We start from the raw sequence: 20,409 nt of genomic DNA on the forward strand, positions 1-20,409 counted from the left end.
TTTATAGTAATTTCTCATGTACATATTTTTTTACAGGCTAAAAAAAGTATAAATAACAGGCAAAAAAAAGCGCGGGGTGGGACCGCGCAAAAAGCATGACATTTTTTGTTTGCAGCAATTTTTATGAAAACGTTGCCATACTTAAAAGGCCTCAAGCCAGGTGGCGTAATGTTATTTAACAATTACGCCTTCAGCGGAATAGTGGTTACGCTTTCACACACATAACGTGGTAAATACCGTCAATAATTTCTGTCCCTTCTGTTTCGTGTTCAAATCCAGGGAAATGATGGTCCCAGGATTGCAGCGAGCGTAAATAACTTACTTGCGGACTGTTTTTATCGCCGAAGTTTTCACCAGACAGCAGCATCGGGATTCCTGGCGGATACGGGATAACTGAGTTTGCCGCGATACGTCCTGGCAGATTTTCAATGGATACCAGTTCGACATTGTTGTCGACAATCGCGTTGTACGCTTCACGCGGGGTGATTTCCGCCACCGGTAGGCCGGAATAGGCTTCATTCAACCGTGCGCCAGGGTTGTTTTCTTTCAGCCAGGCAAACATGGTGTCACCCAGATCGTGAATCCCTATGTTCGCGTAAGTGTCAGGATATTGTTCAACAAGTTCCGGCATCACCTGCGCCAGCGGTGTGTTGGCATCATAGTGGCGTTTGAAGGAGCAAAGGGTGTTAACCAGAGTCCCCCATTTCCCACGGGTCACGCCCATAGAGAACAGGAACATAATCTGGAAGTCAGTGGTACGGGTAGGCACAATGCCGTGGCGACCAAGCCAGGCTGTGACCAGCGCCGCCGGAACACCGGTTTCTTCCAGTTCACCATCTTCACCCATTCCCGGAGCAAGGATGCTGACTTTAATCGGGTCGAGCATACTCCAGTTATCCGGAATATCTTTGAAGCCGTGCCAGCTTTCGCCCGGATGCATGACCCAGCAGTCCTGAACGGTGGTCAGCAGTTTGGTTGGTGCGTCAGCAAAGTCATAGGTTTTGCCGGTTTGTGGGTCGGTGACGACTTCTTTGTTCCACGGTTTGAAGAACCAGCTACCGTCAGCGGTGAACTCTTTATACAGCCGCGCCATCGCCTGACGGAAATCAACCGCTTCGTCGATCACTTCCTGGGTCAGTGACAGGCCGCTGTTGCCGTCCATCATCGACACTGCCACGTCGTTGGATGCGCAGATGGCATACAGCGGGGAGGTGGTGGCATGCATCATGTAGGCCTGGTTGAAGCGGGAGAAGTTAATCGCCCCACGACCTTCACGTACATGAATATAAGAGGCCTGGGACAGCGCATTCAGCAGTTTGTGGGTGGAGTGGGTGGCGAAAACGGTAGGACCGTTGTGATCGCCAGGTTCGCCGCGCATGGCATAGTGATCGGCATAGATCGGGTTGAAACGTGCATAGCCGTACCAGGCTTCGTCAAAGTGCAGACGATCGGAGGTTTTTTCCAGCAGATCCTGTGCTTCTTTAGCGTTATAACACACGCCGTCATAGGTGCAGTTGGTCACCACGCAGTAAGACGGTTTTTGCCCGGCTTTGTCTTTAGTCAGCGGGCTTTCATTGATTTTCTTCTGCAAGGTTTCAGGTTGCATTTCCTGCGGATAGATTGGCCCGATAATGCCGTAGCGGTTGCGGCTTGGCACCATGTAGACCGGTTTCGCACCTGTCAGCATCAAGCCTTGTTCGATGGATTTATGGCAGTTACGGTCAACGACCACTACATCGTTATCGGTCATGCAAGCCTGCATGATGGTGCGGTTAGAGCCGGAAGTACCGACGACTACCGACCAGGAGCGATCGGCACCAAATACGCGTGCGGCATATTTTTCGCTTTCGCCAAATGCGCCAGTATGGTCAAGCAAAGAACCGAGGGAAGTGCGTTCGATGCCCATGTCGGTGCGGAACAGATTTTCACCATAGTAGTCATGGTAGAAACGTCCGGCGGGTGTTTTAGTAAAACCAACGCCGCCCTGGTGGCCTGGCGCTGCCCAGGAATATTCATGGATGTCGCTATATTTCATCAGCGCGCTGAACAGTGGCGGCAATAGCTGCTGGCGGTAGCGGGTCATCGCGGCAACGGCGCGTCCGGCGATAAAGTCGGCAGTATCTTCCAGAATCCAGGCGAATTCATCGACAAGCTCCAGCAGGTCGCGATCCATTGCGGCGAGGGCTTTTTCCCGATCGCCCAACAGGAAGACCGGCACGTTTTGTTGGCGCTCATGAAGCTTACCGATCAATTGTCTGACGTTTTGATGTTCGTCCGGATGTTCCATTTGATAGCTGAACATCAGGCAGTCAATGGCTTCGTTTGAAGAGAGAATGGCAAAACCATCATCAAAGGAGGTGGATTTAATCACGGTAACATTTTGCTGGCTTAAAGCATCTGCCAGACGCTCAACGGCGTTACCGACCCAGGTGTCTTGATGGAGAAACTCGCTTTCAACAATTAATACTTTCATCATTGCTTACCCGGTTATGAAGGAATCTTCGTTGCGGGCAAGTATCTTCCGGCCTTTTCGGGCTGTAAAGCGCGTGAAAAACAAACATTTTTGAAATATTTATTTTTATAAACAACACGTTATGTGATTATTTTAAATTATTTTCACTGCTTATTATCGACGGCTAAACTATTTTTTTGGCTGATACTGATATCGTCTTTAGCCGGGAAACGTCTGGCGGCGCTGTTGGCTAAGTTTGCGGTATTGTTGCGGCGACATGCCGACATATTTGCCGAACGTGCTGTAAAAACGGCTACTCGAACGAAAGCCTGCCGTCAGGGCAATATCGAGAATACTTTTATCGGTATCGCTCAGTAACGCGCGAACGTGGTTGATGCGCATCGCGGTAATGTACTGTTTCATCGTCAATTGCATGACCCGCTGGAATATCCCCATTGCATAGTTGGCGTTAAGTTTGACGTGCTCAGCCACATCGTTGATGGTCAGCGCCTGATCATAGTTTTCGGCAATAAAGCCCAGCATCTGGCTGACATAAAATTGCGCATGGCGCGAGACGCTGTTTTTGTGTGTGCGCGAGGTTTTATTGACCAGAATCGGTTCCCAGCCAGAGAGGCTAAATCGCTTGAGCATCAGGCCAATTTCATCAATGGCGAGCTGGCGAATTTGCTCGTTCGGACTGTTTAATTCCTGCTGCCAGCGGCGCACTTCAAACGGGCTAAGTTGCTGTGTCGCCAGTGATTTGATCACCATGCCGTGAGTGACGTGGTTAATCAGATCTTTATCCAGCGGCCAGGAGAGAAACAGATGCATCGGCAGATTAAAAATCGCCATGCTCTGACAGGTTCCGGTATCTGTTAGTTGGTGCGGTGTACAGGCCCAGAACAGCGTGATATGACCCTGATTGATATTCACTTTTTCATTGTTGATCAGGTATTCCACATCGCCATCGAAAGGCACATTCACTTCGACCTGACCATGCCAGTGGCTGGTGGGCATGATATGCGGTGCGCGAAACTCAATTTCCATCCGCTGGTATTCTGAATACAGCGACAGTGGGCTACGGGTCTGCTTTTCGTCGCTGCTGCACATAAACGTATCTGTATTCATGGATGACTCTCTTTCCTGGAATATCAGAATTATGGCAGGAGTGAGGGAGGATGACTGCGAACAGGCGCACGGTTTTATTCCTCTCCCTGGAGGTGCGAGGAGAGCGGATGAGAAGACTGGGGTCGATTATTCAGCTTTTCAGGTAATTTATTCCCATAAACTCAGATCTATTGATGTGCCACTTAGGATCTGAGTTTTTGGGAATGCTCAACCGGGAAACCGGAGGTTTTCTGCGATATCGCCTGCCATGATGAAGTCATTCAAGCAAGCCAGGAGATCTGCATGATGTCTGCACCTAAAATTACATTTATCGGCGCTGGTTCGACGATTTTCGTTAAAAATATTCTTGGTGATGTGTTCCATCGTGAGGCGCTGAAAACGGCGCATATTGCCCTGATGGATATCGATCCCACCCGCCTGGAAGAGTCGCACATTGTGGTGCGTAAGCTGATGGATTCAGCAGGGGCCAGCGGCAAAATCACCTGCCACACCCAACAGAAAGAAGCCTTACAGGATGCTGATTTTGTGGTGGTGGCATTTCAGATTGGCGGTTATGAACCTTGCACGGTGACTGATTTCGAGGTCTGTAAGCGGCATGGTCTGGAACAAACCATTGCCGATACGCTGGGGCCGGGCGGTATTATGCGCGCGCTACGTACCATTCCGCACCTGTGGCAAATTTGCGAGGACATGACGGAAGTCTGCCCCGATGCCACCATGCTCAACTACGTTAATCCAATGGCGATGAATACCTGGGCGATGTATGCCCGCTATCCGCATATCAAGCAGGTAGGGCTGTGCCATTCGGTGCAGGGAACGGCGGAAGAGCTGGCGCGTGACCTCAATATCGACCCGGCTACGCTGCGTTACCGTTGCGCAGGTATCAACCATATGGCGTTTTACCTGGAACTGGAGCGCAAAACCGCCGACGGCAGTTACGTGAATCTCTACCCGGAACTGCTGGCGGCTTATGAAGCAGGGCAGGCACCGAAGCCAAATATTCATGGTAATACTCGCTGCCAGAATATTGTGCGTTACGAAATGTTCAAAAAGCTGGGCTACTTCGTCACAGAATCGTCAGAACATTTTGCTGAGTACACACCGTGGTTTATTAAGCTAGGTCGTGAGGATTTGATTGAGCGTTATAAAGTACCGCTGGATGAGTACCCGAAACGCTGCGTCGAGCAGCTGGCGAACTGGCATAAAGAGCTGGAGGAGTATAAAAACGCCTCCCGGATTGATATTAAACCGTCACGGGAATATGCCAGCACAATCATGAACGCTATCTGGACTGGCGAGCCGAGTGTGATTTATGGCAATGTCCGTAACGATGGCTTGATTGATAACCTGCCACAAGGATGTTGCGTGGAAGTGGCCTGTCTGGTTGATGCTAATGGCATTCAGCCGACCAAAGCCGGTACGCTACCTTCGCATCTGGCCGCCCTGATGCAAACCAACATCAACGTACAGACGCTGCTGACAGAAGCTATTCTTACGGAAAATCGCGACCGTGTTTACCACGCCGCGATGATGGACCCGCATACTGCCGCCGTGCTGGGCATTGACGAAATATATGCTCTTGTTGACGACCTGATTGCCGCCCACGGCGACTGGCTGCCAGGCTGGTTGCACCGTTAAGGGGTAATCGCTTCCGGCGCTCTGGTGATTAAGCCAAAGCGCCGTAGCTGGCGGCAATGAAAGCGGGCGAGGAATATCACCGTCGTTAATGCGCCCAGTAGTGCGCAGAACATATCGGATTGCGTATCCCACGGGTCGCCTTGAGTACCGAGAAAATCATCTGCGCCCTGGCCCATTGCCAGCGCTGCCCACCACTCGATTAACTCATACATCGCGCTTATCGCCAGCGCGACACAACAGACCAGAAACGCCACCATTTTACGCCCGCGAACGTACATCCCGCGCACGAGGATCTCTCGTGCCACCAGTGCAGGCACCAGCCCCTGGAAAAAATGCCCCAGTTTGTCATACGGATTACGGCTCAACCCCAGCCATTCCTGCACCTCAAAACCAACGGGGACTTTCGCGTAGGTGTATTGCCCGCCGACCATCAGGATGATGGCGTGAAAGAAAATGAGCGTATAGAGCAGCGGCGTTAACGGATAACGTTTAGCGGTGGCAAGCAGTAGCGGCACGACAATAATCACCGGTGTCACTTCCATCAGCCAGGTGAGTTTGTCATGGGCCGAAATGCCGGTATAAATCAGGATTAACGTTAGCGCCAGTGCGCCGGTGTTAAGAATTAACGGCTTGAGTGTGCGGGTCATGGTGAGTTCGCAAGTCAGGGAAAATACTGACTATTGACCAGTAAGCGTGAAATTACAATCACAAAAGAGGTGGCCCAGGGGGATCACCTGGCAGCATGCTGCCAGGCGCTGGGCCGAAGAGGTTACTTAGTGCAGTTCGCGCACTGTTTGTTGACGATCTGCTGGAAGAAGTCGTTACCTTTGTCATCGACCAGGATAAACGCCGGGAAATCTTCTACTTCGATTTTCCAGATAGCTTCCATACCCAGCTCCGGATAAGCGACGCATTCCAGATGCTTGATGCTCTGCTGCGCCAGTACCGCCGCCGGACCGCCGATACTACCGAGGTAGAAGCCGCCGTGTTTATGGCACGCGTCGGTAACCTGCTGACTGCGATTACCTTTCGCCAGCATGATCATGCTGCCGCCGTGGGATTGCAGCAGATCCACGTAGGAGTCCATACGACCTGCGGTGGTTGGGCCAAGTGAACCTGATGGATAACCGGCAGGCGTTTTCGCCGGACCCGCGTAGTAGATCGGGTGATCTTTGATGTACTGCGGCAGTTCTTTACCGGCGTCAATCAGCTCTTTCAGCTTGGCGTGTGCAATATCGCGACCCACGATAATGGTGCCGGTGAGCGACAAGCGGGTGGATACCGGGTATTGCGAAAGCTGGGCAAGGATCTCTTTCATCGGGCGGTTAAGGTCGACTTTCACTGCTTCGCCTTCACCTGCCTGACGCAGTTCTTCTGGAATGTACTGGCCTGGATTGTGTTCCAGTTTTTCGATCCAGATACCTTCGCGGTTGATTTTCGCTTTAATGTTACGGTCAGCGGAGCAGGAGACTCCCATGCCTACCGGGCAGGATGCGCCGTGACGTGGCAGACGGATAACGCGGATGTCGTGCGCGAAGTATTTACCGCCAAACTGCGCGCCAAGACCGAGTTTCTGGGCCTCTTCCAGCAGTTCCTGTTCCAGCTGGATATCGCGGAACGCCTGACCATGTTCGTTCCCTTCCGTCGGCAGTTCATCGTAATAGTGAGCGCTTGCTAACTTGACGGTTTTCAGGTTGGTTTCCGCAGACGTACCGCCAATCACAAACGCGATATGGTACGGCGGGCAGGCTGCAGTACCGAGGGTACGCATTTTCTCGACGAGGAAGTTTTTCAGTTTGCCGGGCGTCAGCAGGGCTTTGGTTTCCTGGTAGAGATACGTTTTGTTGGCAGAGCCGCCGCCTTTAGCGACACAGAGGAATTTGTACTCATCGCCATCTACCGCGTACAGGTCGATTTGCGCAGGCAGGTTCGTGCCGGTGTTGACCTCTTTATACATGTCCAGCGGCGCGTTCTGTGAATAGCGCAGGTTATCTTCGATATAGGTGTTATAGACGCCTTTCGACAGCGCTTCTTCATCACCGCCACCGGTCCACACGCGCTGACCTTTTTTACCGACGATGATCGCGGTGCCGGTATCCTGGCAGGTCGGCAGCACGCCTTTAGCGGCGATTTCGGAGTTTCTTAAGAATTGCAGCGCCACGTACTTGTCGTTTTCGCTGGCTTCTGGATCGTGAAGAATAGCCGCAACCTGTTTCTGGTGTGCCGGGCGGAGCATGAAAGAAGCATCGTGAAAGGCTTGCTGCGCCAGCAGGGTCAGGGCTTCTGGTTCCACTTTCAGGATGGTTTCGCCGTCGAAGTCGGCAACGCTAACGTAATCGGAAGTGAGTAGATAGTATTCGGTATTGTCTTTCCCCATCGGGAAAGGTGCCTGGTAGATAAAGGGTTTGTTTGACATAGCTTCCAGCCTGTAACTCTGTATTTGTTATTCGAAAATGGCGTGCCGCGTAGTCACGGGCGGCACGCAAAGTGCATTTATAAGAACCCGTACATCGCGGCGAAGATCCAGCCGAAGACGCACGATACGCTCACACCAATCAACCCCGGCAGAATAAAGCTGTGGTTGATGACGAAGCGACCGATGTGGGTGGTGCCGGAACGGTCAAACTGAATCGCTGCCAGATCGCTCGGATAAGTCGGCAGGATGTAATAACCGTAGCAAGCCGGTGCTGAAGCCACGATGTAAGCGGGGTCAACGCCGATCGCCAGCGCGACCGGAACAATCGCCGCCAGCGCCGCAGCCTGAGAGTTTACAAACTTGGAAACCAGCAGCAGAACAATGGCATAGGCCCACGGATACTCTTTCACCATTTCACCCAGTACGCCCTGAATTTCAGACATATGCGCACCGAACATGGTTTCAGCCATCCATGCGATACCGTACACCGCCACGATGGCAATCATACCGGAACGGAAGACTTCGTTTTTTGAGATAGACGCGGGATTGGTTTTGGTCAGGATAATAATCAGCGCCCCGGTCAGCAGCATAAACATCTGAATAACCAGTACCATCGACAGCGGTTTGCCGCCGAAGGATGGACGCAGGTCCGAATCAGCACCAAGAAGGGCGACTACAGCGATTGCCCCGAGGAAGATCCACATTGCCAGCCAGTTGCTTTTCGGCAGTTTTTTATCCAGCAGCGTCGCGGTATCACCGTAAACATACTCACGGTTTTCCGGTACGGAGATGAATTTTTGGAACTCTTCGTCTTTATCCAGATCTTTACCGCGGAACCAGCTGAAGATACCGATCGCCAGGATACCGATTAACGTCGATGGAATGGTGATTGCCAGCAGGTCGAGGAACTCAAGATGGCGACCATCAAAGGTGACATTACCCAGCATCGCAACCAGAGATACGACCGCAACCGACACCGGACTGGCGATAATCCCCATCTGTGCACCGATAGAACTTGCCGCCATCGGACGTTCCGGACGGATGTTGTTCTTAATAGCAACGTCGTAGATGATCGGCAGAATGGTGTAAACCACATGACCCGTACCGCAAAGAATGGTCAGCGTACAGGTCACAAACGGCGCGACAATTGAGACATATTTCGGGTTGCGACGCAGCAGCTTCTCGGCAATTTGCAGCATGACATCAAGACCGCCCGAAGCTTGCAAGGTCGCCGATGCCGCCACCACCGCAATGATAACCAGCATGACATCAACCGGTGGTTTACCTGGCTGAAGGTGGAAGACGAAGACCAGAATGACCAGACCGATACCGCCTAATAAACCCAGCGCGATACCCCCCTTTCTGGCACCATAAAACAGACATATCAGTATTATGATAAGTTGGATAGTAAATAACATGTGTGAACCCTCGCGATAATCCTATTTAAATTTTTGCTGAATAGATCACAGTCACGTTCTGTTTTGTATGAACTGTTTTCAGAGCCTGACTAAATATCCGTTTGGTCGTTACCGGCTTGAGCAAATACCTCACAGTGAATATTGGCTGATTAAAGCAGCGGCAAATTTATGCACTGTGATAAGCGGCTTTTTCAGAGAGAAAGACTCTCTGGCGATGGGTTTATAGTTTGTACAGCGCAGATGTTAATGTTTTGTTTGCTGTTATCTTATTGATATTTATCGGTCTGTTTTTTGTTCTCAGGGCAGGTATCATTAGGTTTATAGATTAATCTGATCTACCCATTTGTGGGTAAAAATACACATAATGTGGGTGACATAATAGTTAATTAACTTTTGTTAGCGTTTTGAAATTAAAAACACCGTTCATCTGAAGAGATATTAATTTTTAGCGATGATGGAGGGATAATTATATTTGATCTGGCACAAGTTTTACTGATGAACGATGTAACTTGTGCCAGGGGGATTTTGCATTACGGTAATAATTATTACTTACAGATAACCAGCGATCCGTTATTGGCAATATTGTTTCAGTAGTGAGTAGTGTTCTGCCTGAATACGGTAACGGTAAACCGGACGCCCCGTGACGCCATAATGGATACTGGTGAACAATATGTGGCAGTTGACCAGCCAGATAAGGTATTTACGGCAGGAAACACGCGAGATGTTAACCTCGTTAGCCAGCTCGTCGGTTGAAAACTCATAGTCCTGATGCGCGTCAATCCACTGGCACAGCGTGCGTAACGTCTGCGGCGTTAAGCCTTTTGGCAAGCGACGAGGATCCTGCTCGTTGGAGCTGCTGCCGTGGATTAGCTGATCAAGCTCGGCCTGGTCATAATACTGATGTTTTTCCAGCGCCATTTTCTTTTGCCGCCAGCCGGTGAGCGCCTCTTCAAAGCGGGAAGCCTGGAAGGGTTTGATCAGGTAATCCACAACACCGTAATGCAGCGAATCTTTAATGGTTACTGCATCGGCAGCGGAGGAGATGACAATCACATCACTTTTGCAACGCGCGTTATGCAGGACAGGCAGTAAATCGAGCCCGTTCTCTTTTTGCATATAGATATCTAGCAATATCAGGTCGATAGGCGAATCGCTATTGAAGATAATCTCTTTGGCTTTCTCCAGCGTCGAAGCCGTTCCACAGCATTGAAAGCCCGGGATTTGTGCCACGTATCGGCGATTCAGCTCCGCGACCATTGCGTCATCATCGATAATTAATACATTGATCATCTGTTCGACCTCTCCCCGTCCCAGGGTATCTGGACAAAAAATTGTGTGAAAATCCCGGGTTCCGATTCCACGGCGATGCTGCCGCCGAGATTTTCTACCTGTTGTTTGACAAGTGCTAAACCGACGCCTCGCTCGCTTCCTTTTGTCGAGACACCTTTGTCAAAAATGTGATCGATTTTGTCGGGTGCGATCCCCGGTCCATCATCGTTAACTTCGCAGTGCAGCCAGCCGTGACGGTAGTGCAATGTTACGCTAATTTCGCCACCGGGTTCCGGCCCTAATGCCTCCAGCGCGTTTTCTATCAGATTTCCCAACGTGGTAATCAGCGTCGCGACCTGATCCTCACTACCGCTGTCTGGCAGCTGGCTTTCACTGTTTAAAATCAGCGTATGGCCTAAATCGGTCGCGCGGTTAATCTTGCTGATTAAAAAACCAGCGATAACCGGAGATTTGATCTTACCCAGCAGAGAGCCAATCTCTTCCTGATAGTTATTGGCTGTTTTGAGAATGTAATCTTCCAACTGCTTATAACTCTTCAGATGCAATAATCCGAGAATCACATGCAATTTATTCATAAATTCGTGGGATCGTTCACGAAGTGCGTCAGCATAGTTGACCAGACCGTCGAGTCGCTGCATCAGTTTACGTACTTCAGTTTTGTCCCTGAAGGTTGAAATGGCACCGATGATAACGCCATTACTGCGCACCGGAACGGTGTTGATCAGTAATAGTCGGTCCTTAATCGTAATCTCTTCGTCGCGGCGTGGGGTTCCGTCGCGTAACACTTCCGAGACATCTACCACCTGTGACCACGAGTGGCTTAGCGTCGACAGTTTCTCATCGTCCTGCGACTTACGGTAATTCAGCAATTCTTGTGCGGCATCGTTGATCAGCGTGACCTCGCCGCGATCGTCCACGGCAACGACGCCTTCTTTGATGGACTGCAACATGGCCTGGCGTTGCTCAAACAGTGTGGAGATTTCGTAGGGTTCCAGGCCGAAAAGGATTTTTTTCAGTACGTTAACCAGAATGCATGTGCCGATCAGTCCGACCAGCATGCCAAATAGTACCGACCAGATAATGCTCCAGCGACTGTCATTGATCTGTTGGGTCACGCGGCTTAACTCAAGGCCGATCGCCACCACGCCAATTTGTTTATGATTTTCATCGTAGATGGGGGTAAATACGCGTAAAGCCTGCGCCAGAAAACCGCGATTGATAGCGACATTTTCTTCGCCATTCAGCGCTTTAAGGATGTCATCACCTTTAAATGGCTGACCAATACGCTGGGCTTCAGGATGCGAGTAGCGAAGACTGTGCATATCGGTAACGACAATAAACAGCAGATCGTTGCGTTTGCGCACGGCTTCCGCGATGGCCTGGATTCCACTCTCCTGCGGTTTTTTCTGCAAGCCCTGACGGATTTCCGGCGAGTCGGCGAGGGTACGCGCTACTGCCAGAGCCTTGTTAGCTAGCCCGTCTCGCGTCATATCACTGATTTGCGAGAAGTAAATCAGATGCACCACCAATAGCACCGAGAACAGTACCGCGCTGACCATTAAGATCACAGTGGTACTCAATTTCATCGGACGTTTGCGTAACATACGGTAGGGCAATGAATGTCTCATCAGCTTCCTTGTGTGACAAATTTCTTAAGCATTATCTCTGATGAGGCGGGTAATTCAAAGGGAGTAAGAATGATTGGCTATATAGGGGAAGAGATTCTGGCAACGGAAACTGCCAGTGCTGTATGAAGATTCCGGGGCTATGCTTATAGCGATAATCATACTGATGAGAGAGGGAAGGTCATGGATCGGGCGCTACTGGACGGGGGTTATCGCTGTTATACCGGCGAAAAGATCGATGTCTATTTCAATACTGCGATATGTCAGCATTCTGGCAATTGCGTACGTGGCAACGGCAAGTTATTTAATCTCAAACGAAAGCCGTGGATCATGCCGGATGAAGTCGACGTTGCCACTGTGGTTAAAGTGATTGATACGTGCCCGAGCGGCGCGCTGAAATACCGTCATAAATAAGCGAGGGTAAAATGGAAATACGCGAAGGCCACAATAAATTTTACATTAATGACGAACAAGGCAAGCAAATCGCTGAAATTGTCTTTGTGCCGACCGGAGAGAATTTAGCGATTATCGAACATACCGATGTCGATGAAAGCCTGAAAGGGCAAGGGATTGGTAAACAGCTGGTTGCGAAAGTCGTGGAAAAAATGCGTCGGGAAAAACGAAAAATTATCCCACTATGCCCATTTGCGAAACACGAATTTGATAAAACACGGGAGTATGATGATATTCGCAGTTGATGGGAGAGTACAGAGTCACGATATTTTTCATGCTCTCCGCGGTGTGATGCAGGAGAGCATCTGAAGGGTAGGGGGATGCACAAAGAATGGTCAGAGAGAGCGTTTTTTTGTCCCAAGTCATCCCCTTTACTGAGCAAAAAAAAAAGAATATCTCCTATATGAGAATCATCATTCGGGGTTAATAAGTTTTGCGTCCCCAGAGCGTTCAATATTGATAGGAGTCATATTATGGAAGGTAAAAACAAGTTCAATACTTATGTTGTTTCTTTTGATTATCCATCATCTTATTCCTCAGTGTTCTTAAGGTTAAGATCATTGATGTATGATATGAATTTCTCCTCTATCGTGGCTGATGAATATGGGATACCACGACAACTGAATGAAAACTCCTTCGCAATAACGACATCGTTAGCCGCAAGTGAAATCGAAGATTTAATCAGGCTCAAATGCTTAGACTTACCGGATATTGATTTTGACCTCAGCATTATGACAGTTGATGACTATTTCCGTCAGTTTTACAAGTAGCCAGGAAGGATAAGAAGAACATAAAAAATGGCACTATTCTCTAAAATATTAATTTTTTATGTGATTGGTGTGAACATATCCTTTGTCATTATCTGGTTTATCTCACATGAGAAAACACATATTCGTTTACTTAGTGCATTTCTGGTCGGAATAACCTGGCCAATGAGTCTTCCTGTGGCATTACTTTTTTCTCTCTTTTAGGAGCTGTAGTTGAGTGGACCCGCTGGTTATCTTGAAACGAAGCGTCTCTCCTCAAAACTGGATTTGCGGAATGACGAACGAAGCAGTCGCCTGACTGCTTCGTTCATTAAAGTGAAATTTATTTCTGTGGGCGCATCGCCGGGAAGAGAATAACGTCGCGAATAGTATGACTGTTTGTAAACAGCATAATCATTCGGTCGATACCAATACCCAGACCAGCGGTTGGCGGCAGACCATATTCCAGCGCAGTCACGTAATCTTCGTCATAGAACATGGCTTCGTCGTCACCTGCAGCTTTAGCGTTAACCTGTTCCTGGAAACGTTCAGCCTGATCTTCTGCGTCGTTTAATTCGCTAAAACCATTACCAATTTCACGACCACCGATGAAGAATTCAAAACGGTCGGTGATTTCCGGGTTAACATCATTACGGCGCGCCAGCGGGGACACTTCTGCCGGATATTCCGTAATAAAGGTTGGCTGAATCAGATGTGCTTCTGCCACTTCATCAAAGATCTCCGTAACAATACGTCCCAGCCCCCAGCTTTTCTCTACCGTAATACCGATAGATTCAGCTAATGCTTTAGCAGCATCAAAATTATCCAGATCCGCCATATCGGTTTCTGGACGATATTTTTTGATTGCTTCGCGCATGGTGAGTTTTTCAAACGGTTTGCCGAAATCAAACACATGCTCGCCATAAGTGACTTTAGTGGTACCCAGTACCTCTTGTGCCAGGGTGCGGAACAGTGACTCCGTCAGTTCAATCAAATCGTGGTAATCCGCATATGCCATGTAGAGTTCCATCATTGTGAACTCAGGATTATGGCGAACAGAAATACCTTCATTACGGAAGTTACGGTTGATTTCGAATACCCGTTCAAAACCGCCTACAACCAGACGTTTCAGATACAGCTCCGGCGCGATACGCAGGTACATATCTAAATCCAGAGCGTTATGATGGGTAATAAACGGGCGAGCAGATGCCCCACCTGGAATTACCTGCATCATCGGGGTTTCTACTTCCATAAAGCCGCGCGCGACCATGAACTGACGGATAGCGGCCAGAATTTTTGAACGGACAACAAACGTTTGACGGGATTTATCGTTAGCGATGAGGTCCAGATAACGTTGACGATAACGGACTTCCTGATCCTGCAGACCATGGAATTTATCTGGTAAAGGACGTAGTGCTTTAGTCAGCAGGCGCAGCTCAGTACAGTGAATGGAAAGCTCACCCGTTTGCGTCTTAAACAGCGTACCGCGGGCACCGATAATGTCACCCAGATCCCATTTTTTAAACTGATCGTTATAAACACCTTCTGGCAGGCTATCTCTTGCAACGTACAGTTGAATACGGCCACCGACATCCTGCAACGTTACAAAGGAGGCTTTCCCCATAATACGACGGGTCATCATTCGGCCAGCAACCGAGACTTCAATGTTTAAGGATTCCAGTTCCTGGTTATCCTTCGCATCAAACTCTTCGTGCAACTGGTCAGAGGTATGGTCGCGGCGAAAATCATTGGGAAACGCCACACCTTGCTGACGTAGTGCCGCCAGTTTTTCGCGGCGATTTCTCAGTTCATCGTTAAAATCAATAGCCTCATTGGCTCCCCGTGTTTCTCGTTCAGACATTTTGGTTCCTCTAAATCCAGCTTTCAATTTAGCGTAGATAAAGAGACAGATCGGTACACTGTATTATCTGCCTCGACTATTAATAACTCAGTTTATCTTATCGAAACTAACGCTTACCTCAAGTTGATATCACTAATAAATAACCATCAAAATGGTTTAAATGACTTATTAATCTCGATTTACTAGTGTGATAAACTGAAAGTTAATTTATTCATAACCAATTGTTTTTACGACAGTTAATCGTTGCTCTCCTGTATCATATTCGTCGGCGTGCTAAACAGAAAACGGGTAGCAAAGGCCAATACCACGATGATCGCGACACAAGCCAACGTCCACTCTCCCATCTGAGAAAAGAATCGCTGGTAAGCGGCAATTGCCATACCGCTAATTTGCGACTCTGTCGTCTGCTGTGCCACGACGCCTGCCAGCCAGTTGGCGACCGCGCCTGTTGCCAGCATATAAATACCGGTTAATACGCCAGACATTTTCAGACGCGTGATTTGCGCAATCGCCACCGGGTCAATAAAGAGTTCAGCAAAGCCCATTAGCGCCAGCCCGGATATCATCACGCCCATTGACGCTTGACCGCCAGCCGCTGCATGTCGGGCATCAAATGCCAGCAACATAAAGCCACAAGCCATCAGCAGTAAGCCAAAGGCAAACTTCAGCCAGACGCGCAATGCTGAATTGCCGCGGCTTTCTGGCGACGCCAGCCAGGCCAGAACAACCCCAGCGAGCATCACCGCAATAGCATTCACCGACTGGAATAGTGCTGTAGGTACTTCAATATTGAATGCCTGACGATTCACAAAGCGATCGATAAACAAGCTGATGGTACTGCCGCCCTGTTGTGCCAGTACCCAGAACAACGTCCCGACAAACATCAACAATACAATTTGCCAAAGAGCACGGCGGTGTTCGGGGAATTTGATCATCATGCGGGCAATGATTTGTGCGGCAATGAGGCAAACGATCGCCAGCAAATATCCGGACCAGTCGTTCTCCAGCAGCAGGGTAAAAAATACTGGGGCTAAACAGAGCATCACCACTAACCAGCTCCATACTGGTAAGGCAAATTTGACGCTTGTGAGCGCTTTTTTATCCATACTACGCGTGGACTGGAAATGACGATGACCACTTAAGAAAATCAACAAACCGATAAACATGCCGCCTCCCGCAAGGGCAAAGCCAACATGCCATCCATACCACTGAGCAGCCAGGCCGCAGGCGATGGGCGCGGCGATAGAACCGATATTGCCCGCAGCATACAGCAGCGAAAAACCGCCATCACGTCGATGATCGTTCTCGTCGTAGAGCTCGCCAAGCAAACAGCTGATGTTTGATTTGAATAAACCGTAGCCACAAATAATGATTGCCAGCGCCAGATACAGGCTAAAGGTTGAATTTGTATCAATGCCCAGCACCACATGGCCAAGGGTCATTAACAGCGCGCCGGCAATCACTGCAGTGCGGTTGCCGAGCAGGCGGTCGGCAAGCCAGCCGCCGAGAATAGGGGTAACGTAAACCAGAGAAGCATATGCGCTGAACAGGCTGATGGCATGGTTATCATCAAAACCAAGCTGATGGGTGAGATAGAGAATGAGTAAGGCACGCATGCCGTAAAAACTGAAGTACTCCCAGATTTGGATCGCCACGATATAGTATATCGCGCGCGGCTGTGAGGGTGTTTTCATGTGTTCTCCTTATGAGCAAAAAAGGGAAGTGGCAAGCCACTTCCCTTGTACGAGCTAATTATTTTTTGCTTTCTTCTTTCAATACCTTAACGGTATAGCGGCCATCAGCCTGACGGTATGCACCGTGAATATCGGTTTCAAAGCCCGGATAGTGAGCGCCGATTTCACACAGCATCTGCAGGAACTCCAGAACCGGACGGCTTTCTTCGGTGATCATTTCACCCGGCATTACCAGAGGAACTCCCGGCGGATACGGAAGGATCATATTGGCGTTAATACGACCTACCATTTCGTCGAGGTAAACTTCTTCGGTCATACCGTGCAGCTCTTTCTGGAACGCAGCATACGGAGTCATTACCATAGTCGGCAGAACTTCAAATGCGCGATACATCAGATCCGGCAGATTGTGGTGAACAATCAGTTTGTGGATATTCTGAGCCAGTTCCTGAATACGCATGTTTTCATAGAATTCAGGATCTTCACGATACAGAGACGGCAGCATGTTTTTCACACGCAGGTTCAGATCGAACGCACGTTTGAAGTCAGTCAGAGCACGCAGCAGGCTCAGTGCTTTGGTCTTATCGATACCGATGCTGAACAGGAACAGCAGGTTATACGGACCGGTTTTCTCAACAACGATGCCATGTTCGTCGAGGTATTTCGCCACGATGCTGGCCGGAATACCAAAGTCGCTCATGGTGCCGTCTTTTTCCATCCCCGGAGTCAGCAGGGTGACTTTGATCGGGTCAAGATACATGTGCTCGTTATCGATGTTTTTGAAGCCGTGCCAGGTGCTGTCAGAACGCAGCGGCCAGCATTCAGTCGTATCGATATGATCCGGCTGCCATACATCAAAGAACCAGCCATCAGATTCCGTTCTCAGACGTTTGATCTCTTTACGGAATTTGATCGCACGTTCAATGGAACCATTGATCAGACGTTTACCTGCATTGCCTTTCATCATCGCCGCAGCGGTTTCAGTGGACGCCACGATACCGTAGTGCGGAGAGGTGGTGGTGTGCATCATGTAGGCTTCGTTAAAGGTTTCTTCGTTTACGTCACCTTTAACGTGGATCATGGAAGCCTGAGAGAACGCCGCCAGCAGTTTGTGAGTAGACTGGGTTTCGTAAATCACTTTCCCTTCTACACGGCCACCGCTCATACCGCATTTACCTTCGTAAATCGGTGAGAAGTTGGTGTAAGGCACCCACGCGGAGTCAAAGTGGATGGATTTCACATCCAGTGTTTTCTTGATGAAGTCGGTGTTGTACAGCAGACCATCATAGGTAGAGTTGGTAATTACAGCATGTACCGGCCAGGTTGCGTTTGGTGTTTCTTTCACGCGCTTAGCAATGGTAGCGTGCTGGAATTCACTCTGTGGGATACCACCAAGAATACCGTAAGCGTTACGGGTCGGGCGGAAATAGATTGGCGTAACATCGCTCATCATCATCAGGTGGGTCAGCGATTTGTGGCAGTTACGGTCAATCAGAATGGTGCTGCCTGCCGGAGCAGAGTACATACCAACAATTTTGTTCGCAGTGGAAGTACCGTTGGTCACCATGTAGCTGCGGTCTGCGTTAAAGACGCGAGCGATATACTGTTCTGCTTCTTTGTGTGGACCACTGTGATCCAGCAGAGAACCCAATTCAGATACTGAAATGGAAATATCAGATTTCATGGTGTTCGGACCAAAGAAATCATAGAACAGGCTACCTACCGGGCTTTTCTGGAATGCAGTACCACCCATGTGACCAGGAGTACAGAAAGTATATTTACCTTCACGAACATATTTAAACAGTGCTTTGGTCAGCGGAGGCAGAATAGTGTTGATATATTCGTCAGTGGTCTGCTTGATCTTGTTAGCAATATCATCAGCAGCACCCAGCGCATATTCAAAGAAGCTAATCTGTAAACGCAGGTCATTCAGGCTTACATCGAGAGTGGAATACGTATTAGCGAACGCGTACAACGGCAGGTTCTCGTTCATTTTGCTAATTTCTTCGCACAGCTCGAGATTATATTTATCCCAGTCAAAAATAACGCCGCACAGACGCGCATTGTTTTCGATCAGTTTTAATAAGTCGTCACGGTCGTTCGGGTAAACAATCTGGAAGTTCAGACGTTCAAGCGCGCGATGAAGTTCACGGATGGGTTCTTCTTTAAAATAAACCCCCATGTGATTCAATATTGCAATAACGTTCATAGTCATATCTCCAGGTAAAAAAGGCCCCTCCCAACACATGGGACAAAATGAAAGGAGGAGCCTCGGAAAATACTTTTAATTAATGTGCGTTAGACGCTGTGTGGTTATCCATTGAGTGGCTCTGGCGCTCGTGCATTTTGCGAGCGTAGAACATCAGGATAATCAGGCTGACGATGAAGGTACCTGCCAGCTCGAAGGAGCTTGCGCCCATCAGCGCGATGAAGCAGAACACGCAACCCAGTACAGAGCAGATCAGGCTGACAAAGTTGCGGATGTTAACGCCTTCAAAACGAATCAGGTCAACGCAAGAGTAGAAGTACGGCAGCATAGTCAGCAGTACTGCGATACCGGTCAGTTCACCGAACAGGTCAGAGGCTTTACCACCGGCAGAGTTCATCAGAGTGATGAGGATCATCAGGGCAGTCATTTTCACTGCAGCCAGCAGCAGACCTTTTTTCGGAATACCGTTGCTGTCGACTTCACCATAAACTTTCGGGAAGTTACCGTCGTTAGCGGCACGTACACCTGCCTGGCCTACCAACATCATCCAGGAGCCCAGAGAAGTCAGGCACGCAAAGGCGGTGAATGCAGAAACCAGTGGTGCAGCCCAGTTACCGAGGATAGTTGAAGCACTGATTGCAAACGGAGCACCGGAAGCCGCCATTACAGAAGACGGATACATACCGGAAAGCACCTGAGTCGCAGCGATGTAAACAATACCTGCTAAACCAGTACCCAGCATGGTTGCCAGCGGAACGGTACGTTTCGGGTTTTTAACCATACCAGTACTTACTGCTGCGGATTCAACACCCACGAAGGCCCACAGGCAGAGCAGAATACTTTTAATGATCGCATGACCATCAGTGGTATCCGCAGTATTCCAGTTAGCTGCATAAGTTGCTGCATCAAACCAATGCCAGCCAACAATAGCAGTCATCACCACAGGAATAAGAACCAGCACCAGACCAATCGTGGTTAAACGGCTTACCCAGGTACCGCCGAGCATATTCACAAAGGTAAATACCCAGACGATAGCAATACAGGCGATACCCGCCGGAACAGGATCATTTAATACTGGGAAGAAGGTGGAAAGATAAGATACAGCGGTAATACCAATTGCCAGGTTACCAATCCAGTTAGCATGGTAATAAAGAACACCTGTCTGAAAACCAAATGCAGGGGAAATTTCTCCGGCATACGCAATTGGGCCACCTTGTTGCGGGTTTTTTGTTGCCAGTCGGGCATATACATATGCCAGCGACATTGCACCAATAATAGAGATAATCCAACCCCAGATAGCAATACCACCGATACTTGCTAGGTTCGCAGGTAATAATGCAATACCGCTCCCCATCATATTACCGGCAACAACACCGGTACAGGCAAATAGCCCGATCTTCTTGGCAGAACTCATGCTCTTCTCCTAATTTCATTTTTGAATTTGGAGTCCGGGTCATGATGTATAACTATTTCCTGACCAGA

At 49.2% G+C, this 20,409-nt stretch carries 16 protein-coding genes; 5 read left to right on the forward strand and 11 right to left on the reverse strand.

Annotation, left to right across the window (positions count from 1 at the left end):
* Positions 1-205: 205 nt before the first annotated feature.
* Positions 206-2,473 (reverse strand): arginine decarboxylase, encoded by a 2,268-nt coding sequence (gene adiA, locus ACJHYO_RS04155; RefSeq protein ID WP_001445397.1) that lies wholly within the window; start codon positions 2,471-2,473, stop codon positions 206-208.
* Positions 2,474-2,671: 198 nt separating this feature from the next.
* Entirely contained in the window at positions 2,672-3,604 is a 933-nt protein-coding gene (gene melR / locus ACJHYO_RS04160; protein ID WP_255123145.1) for a transcriptional regulator MelR, read from the reverse strand.
* A 258-nt stretch (positions 3,605-3,862) separates the two neighbouring features.
* Here melR and melA point away from each other — a divergent pair, with 258 nt between their 5' ends.
* The gene (melA, locus tag ACJHYO_RS04165; RefSeq protein WP_085455657.1) at positions 3,863-5,218 is read left to right on the forward strand and encodes an alpha-galactosidase; all 1,356 of its coding nucleotides are present in this window, start codon (positions 3,863-3,865) and stop codon (positions 5,216-5,218) included.
* Here melA and ACJHYO_RS04170 read toward each other — a convergent pair.
* From ACJHYO_RS04170 to ACJHYO_RS04190, 5 genes are all read right to left on the reverse strand, one after another.
* Entirely contained in the window at positions 5,215-5,865 is a 651-nt protein-coding gene (locus tag ACJHYO_RS04170) for a DUF2238 domain-containing protein (RefSeq protein ID WP_000198739.1), read from the reverse strand. The two genes, melA and ACJHYO_RS04170, sit on opposite strands and share 4 nt — an antisense overlap.
* Before the next feature lie 122 nt (positions 5,866-5,987).
* A complete protein-coding gene (gene fumB / locus ACJHYO_RS04175) occupies positions 5,988-7,634 on the reverse strand; it encodes a class I fumarate hydratase (protein ID WP_000066699.1) in 1,647 nt (548 codons plus the stop codon).
* Positions 7,635-7,711: 77 nt separating this feature from the next.
* The gene (gene dcuB / locus ACJHYO_RS04180; protein ID WP_000899522.1) at positions 7,712-9,052 is read right to left on the reverse strand and encodes an anaerobic C4-dicarboxylate transporter DcuB; all 1,341 of its coding nucleotides are present in this window, start codon (positions 9,050-9,052) and stop codon (positions 7,712-7,714) included.
* Between the two features lie 570 nt (positions 9,053-9,622).
* Positions 9,623-10,342: a two-component system response regulator DcuR gene (dcuR, locus tag ACJHYO_RS04185; protein ID WP_000611282.1), complete on the reverse strand. Its 720-nt coding sequence runs from the start codon at positions 10,340-10,342 to the stop codon at positions 9,623-9,625.
* Positions 10,339-11,970, reverse strand: a complete 1,632-nt coding sequence (locus ACJHYO_RS04190) for a sensor histidine kinase (RefSeq protein WP_001216466.1) — start codon at positions 11,968-11,970, stop codon at positions 10,339-10,341. Before ACJHYO_RS04190 ends, dcuR begins: the two co-directional genes overlap by 4 nt.
* Before the next feature lie 180 nt (positions 11,971-12,150).
* On the opposite strand from ACJHYO_RS04190, the gene yjdI reads away from it, so the two are divergent.
* From yjdI to ghoT, 4 genes are all read left to right on the forward strand, one after another.
* Positions 12,151-12,381, forward strand: coding sequence for a 4Fe-4S mono-cluster protein YjdI (gene yjdI / locus ACJHYO_RS04195; protein WP_000373291.1), 231 nt, complete (start codon positions 12,151-12,153; stop codon positions 12,379-12,381).
* Positions 12,382-12,392: 11 nt separating this feature from the next.
* Positions 12,393-12,665 (forward strand): GNAT family N-acetyltransferase, encoded by a 273-nt coding sequence (locus tag ACJHYO_RS04200; RefSeq protein ID WP_000405647.1) that lies wholly within the window; start codon positions 12,393-12,395, stop codon positions 12,663-12,665.
* A 228-nt stretch (positions 12,666-12,893) separates the two neighbouring features.
* Complete coding sequence (gene ghoS, locus ACJHYO_RS04205; protein WP_001312331.1) at positions 12,894-13,190, forward strand: type V toxin-antitoxin system endoribonuclease antitoxin GhoS; 297 nt, start codon at positions 12,894-12,896, stop codon at positions 13,188-13,190.
* 27 nt (positions 13,191-13,217) lie between these two features.
* A complete protein-coding gene (gene ghoT / locus ACJHYO_RS04210) occupies positions 13,218-13,391 on the forward strand; it encodes a type V toxin-antitoxin system toxin GhoT (RefSeq protein ID WP_001173343.1) in 174 nt (57 codons plus the stop codon).
* A 118-nt stretch (positions 13,392-13,509) separates the two neighbouring features.
* On the opposite strand, the gene lysS is transcribed toward ghoT, so the two are convergent.
* The 4 genes from lysS to cadB form a co-directional block, all read right to left on the reverse strand.
* Entirely contained in the window at positions 13,510-15,027 is a 1,518-nt protein-coding gene (gene lysS / locus ACJHYO_RS04215; protein WP_000003806.1) for a lysine--tRNA ligase, read from the reverse strand.
* 236 nt (positions 15,028-15,263) lie between these two features.
* Complete coding sequence (gene dtpC / locus ACJHYO_RS04220) at positions 15,264-16,721, reverse strand: dipeptide/tripeptide permease DtpC (protein ID WP_000856826.1); 1,458 nt, start codon at positions 16,719-16,721, stop codon at positions 15,264-15,266.
* Positions 16,722-16,779: 58 nt separating this feature from the next.
* The gene (gene cadA / locus ACJHYO_RS04225) at positions 16,780-18,927 is read right to left on the reverse strand and encodes a lysine decarboxylase CadA (RefSeq protein WP_001296667.1); all 2,148 of its coding nucleotides are present in this window, start codon (positions 18,925-18,927) and stop codon (positions 16,780-16,782) included.
* Positions 18,928-19,006: 79 nt separating this feature from the next.
* Positions 19,007-20,341, reverse strand: coding sequence for a cadaverine/lysine antiporter (gene cadB, locus ACJHYO_RS04230; protein WP_000092909.1), 1,335 nt, complete (start codon positions 20,339-20,341; stop codon positions 19,007-19,009).
* Between the last annotated feature and the right edge of the window lie 68 nt (positions 20,342-20,409).

Source organism: Escherichia sp. WS1118 (assembly GCF_046487695.1).
Lineage (GTDB): Bacteria > Pseudomonadota > Gammaproteobacteria > Enterobacterales > Enterobacteriaceae > Escherichia > Escherichia coli.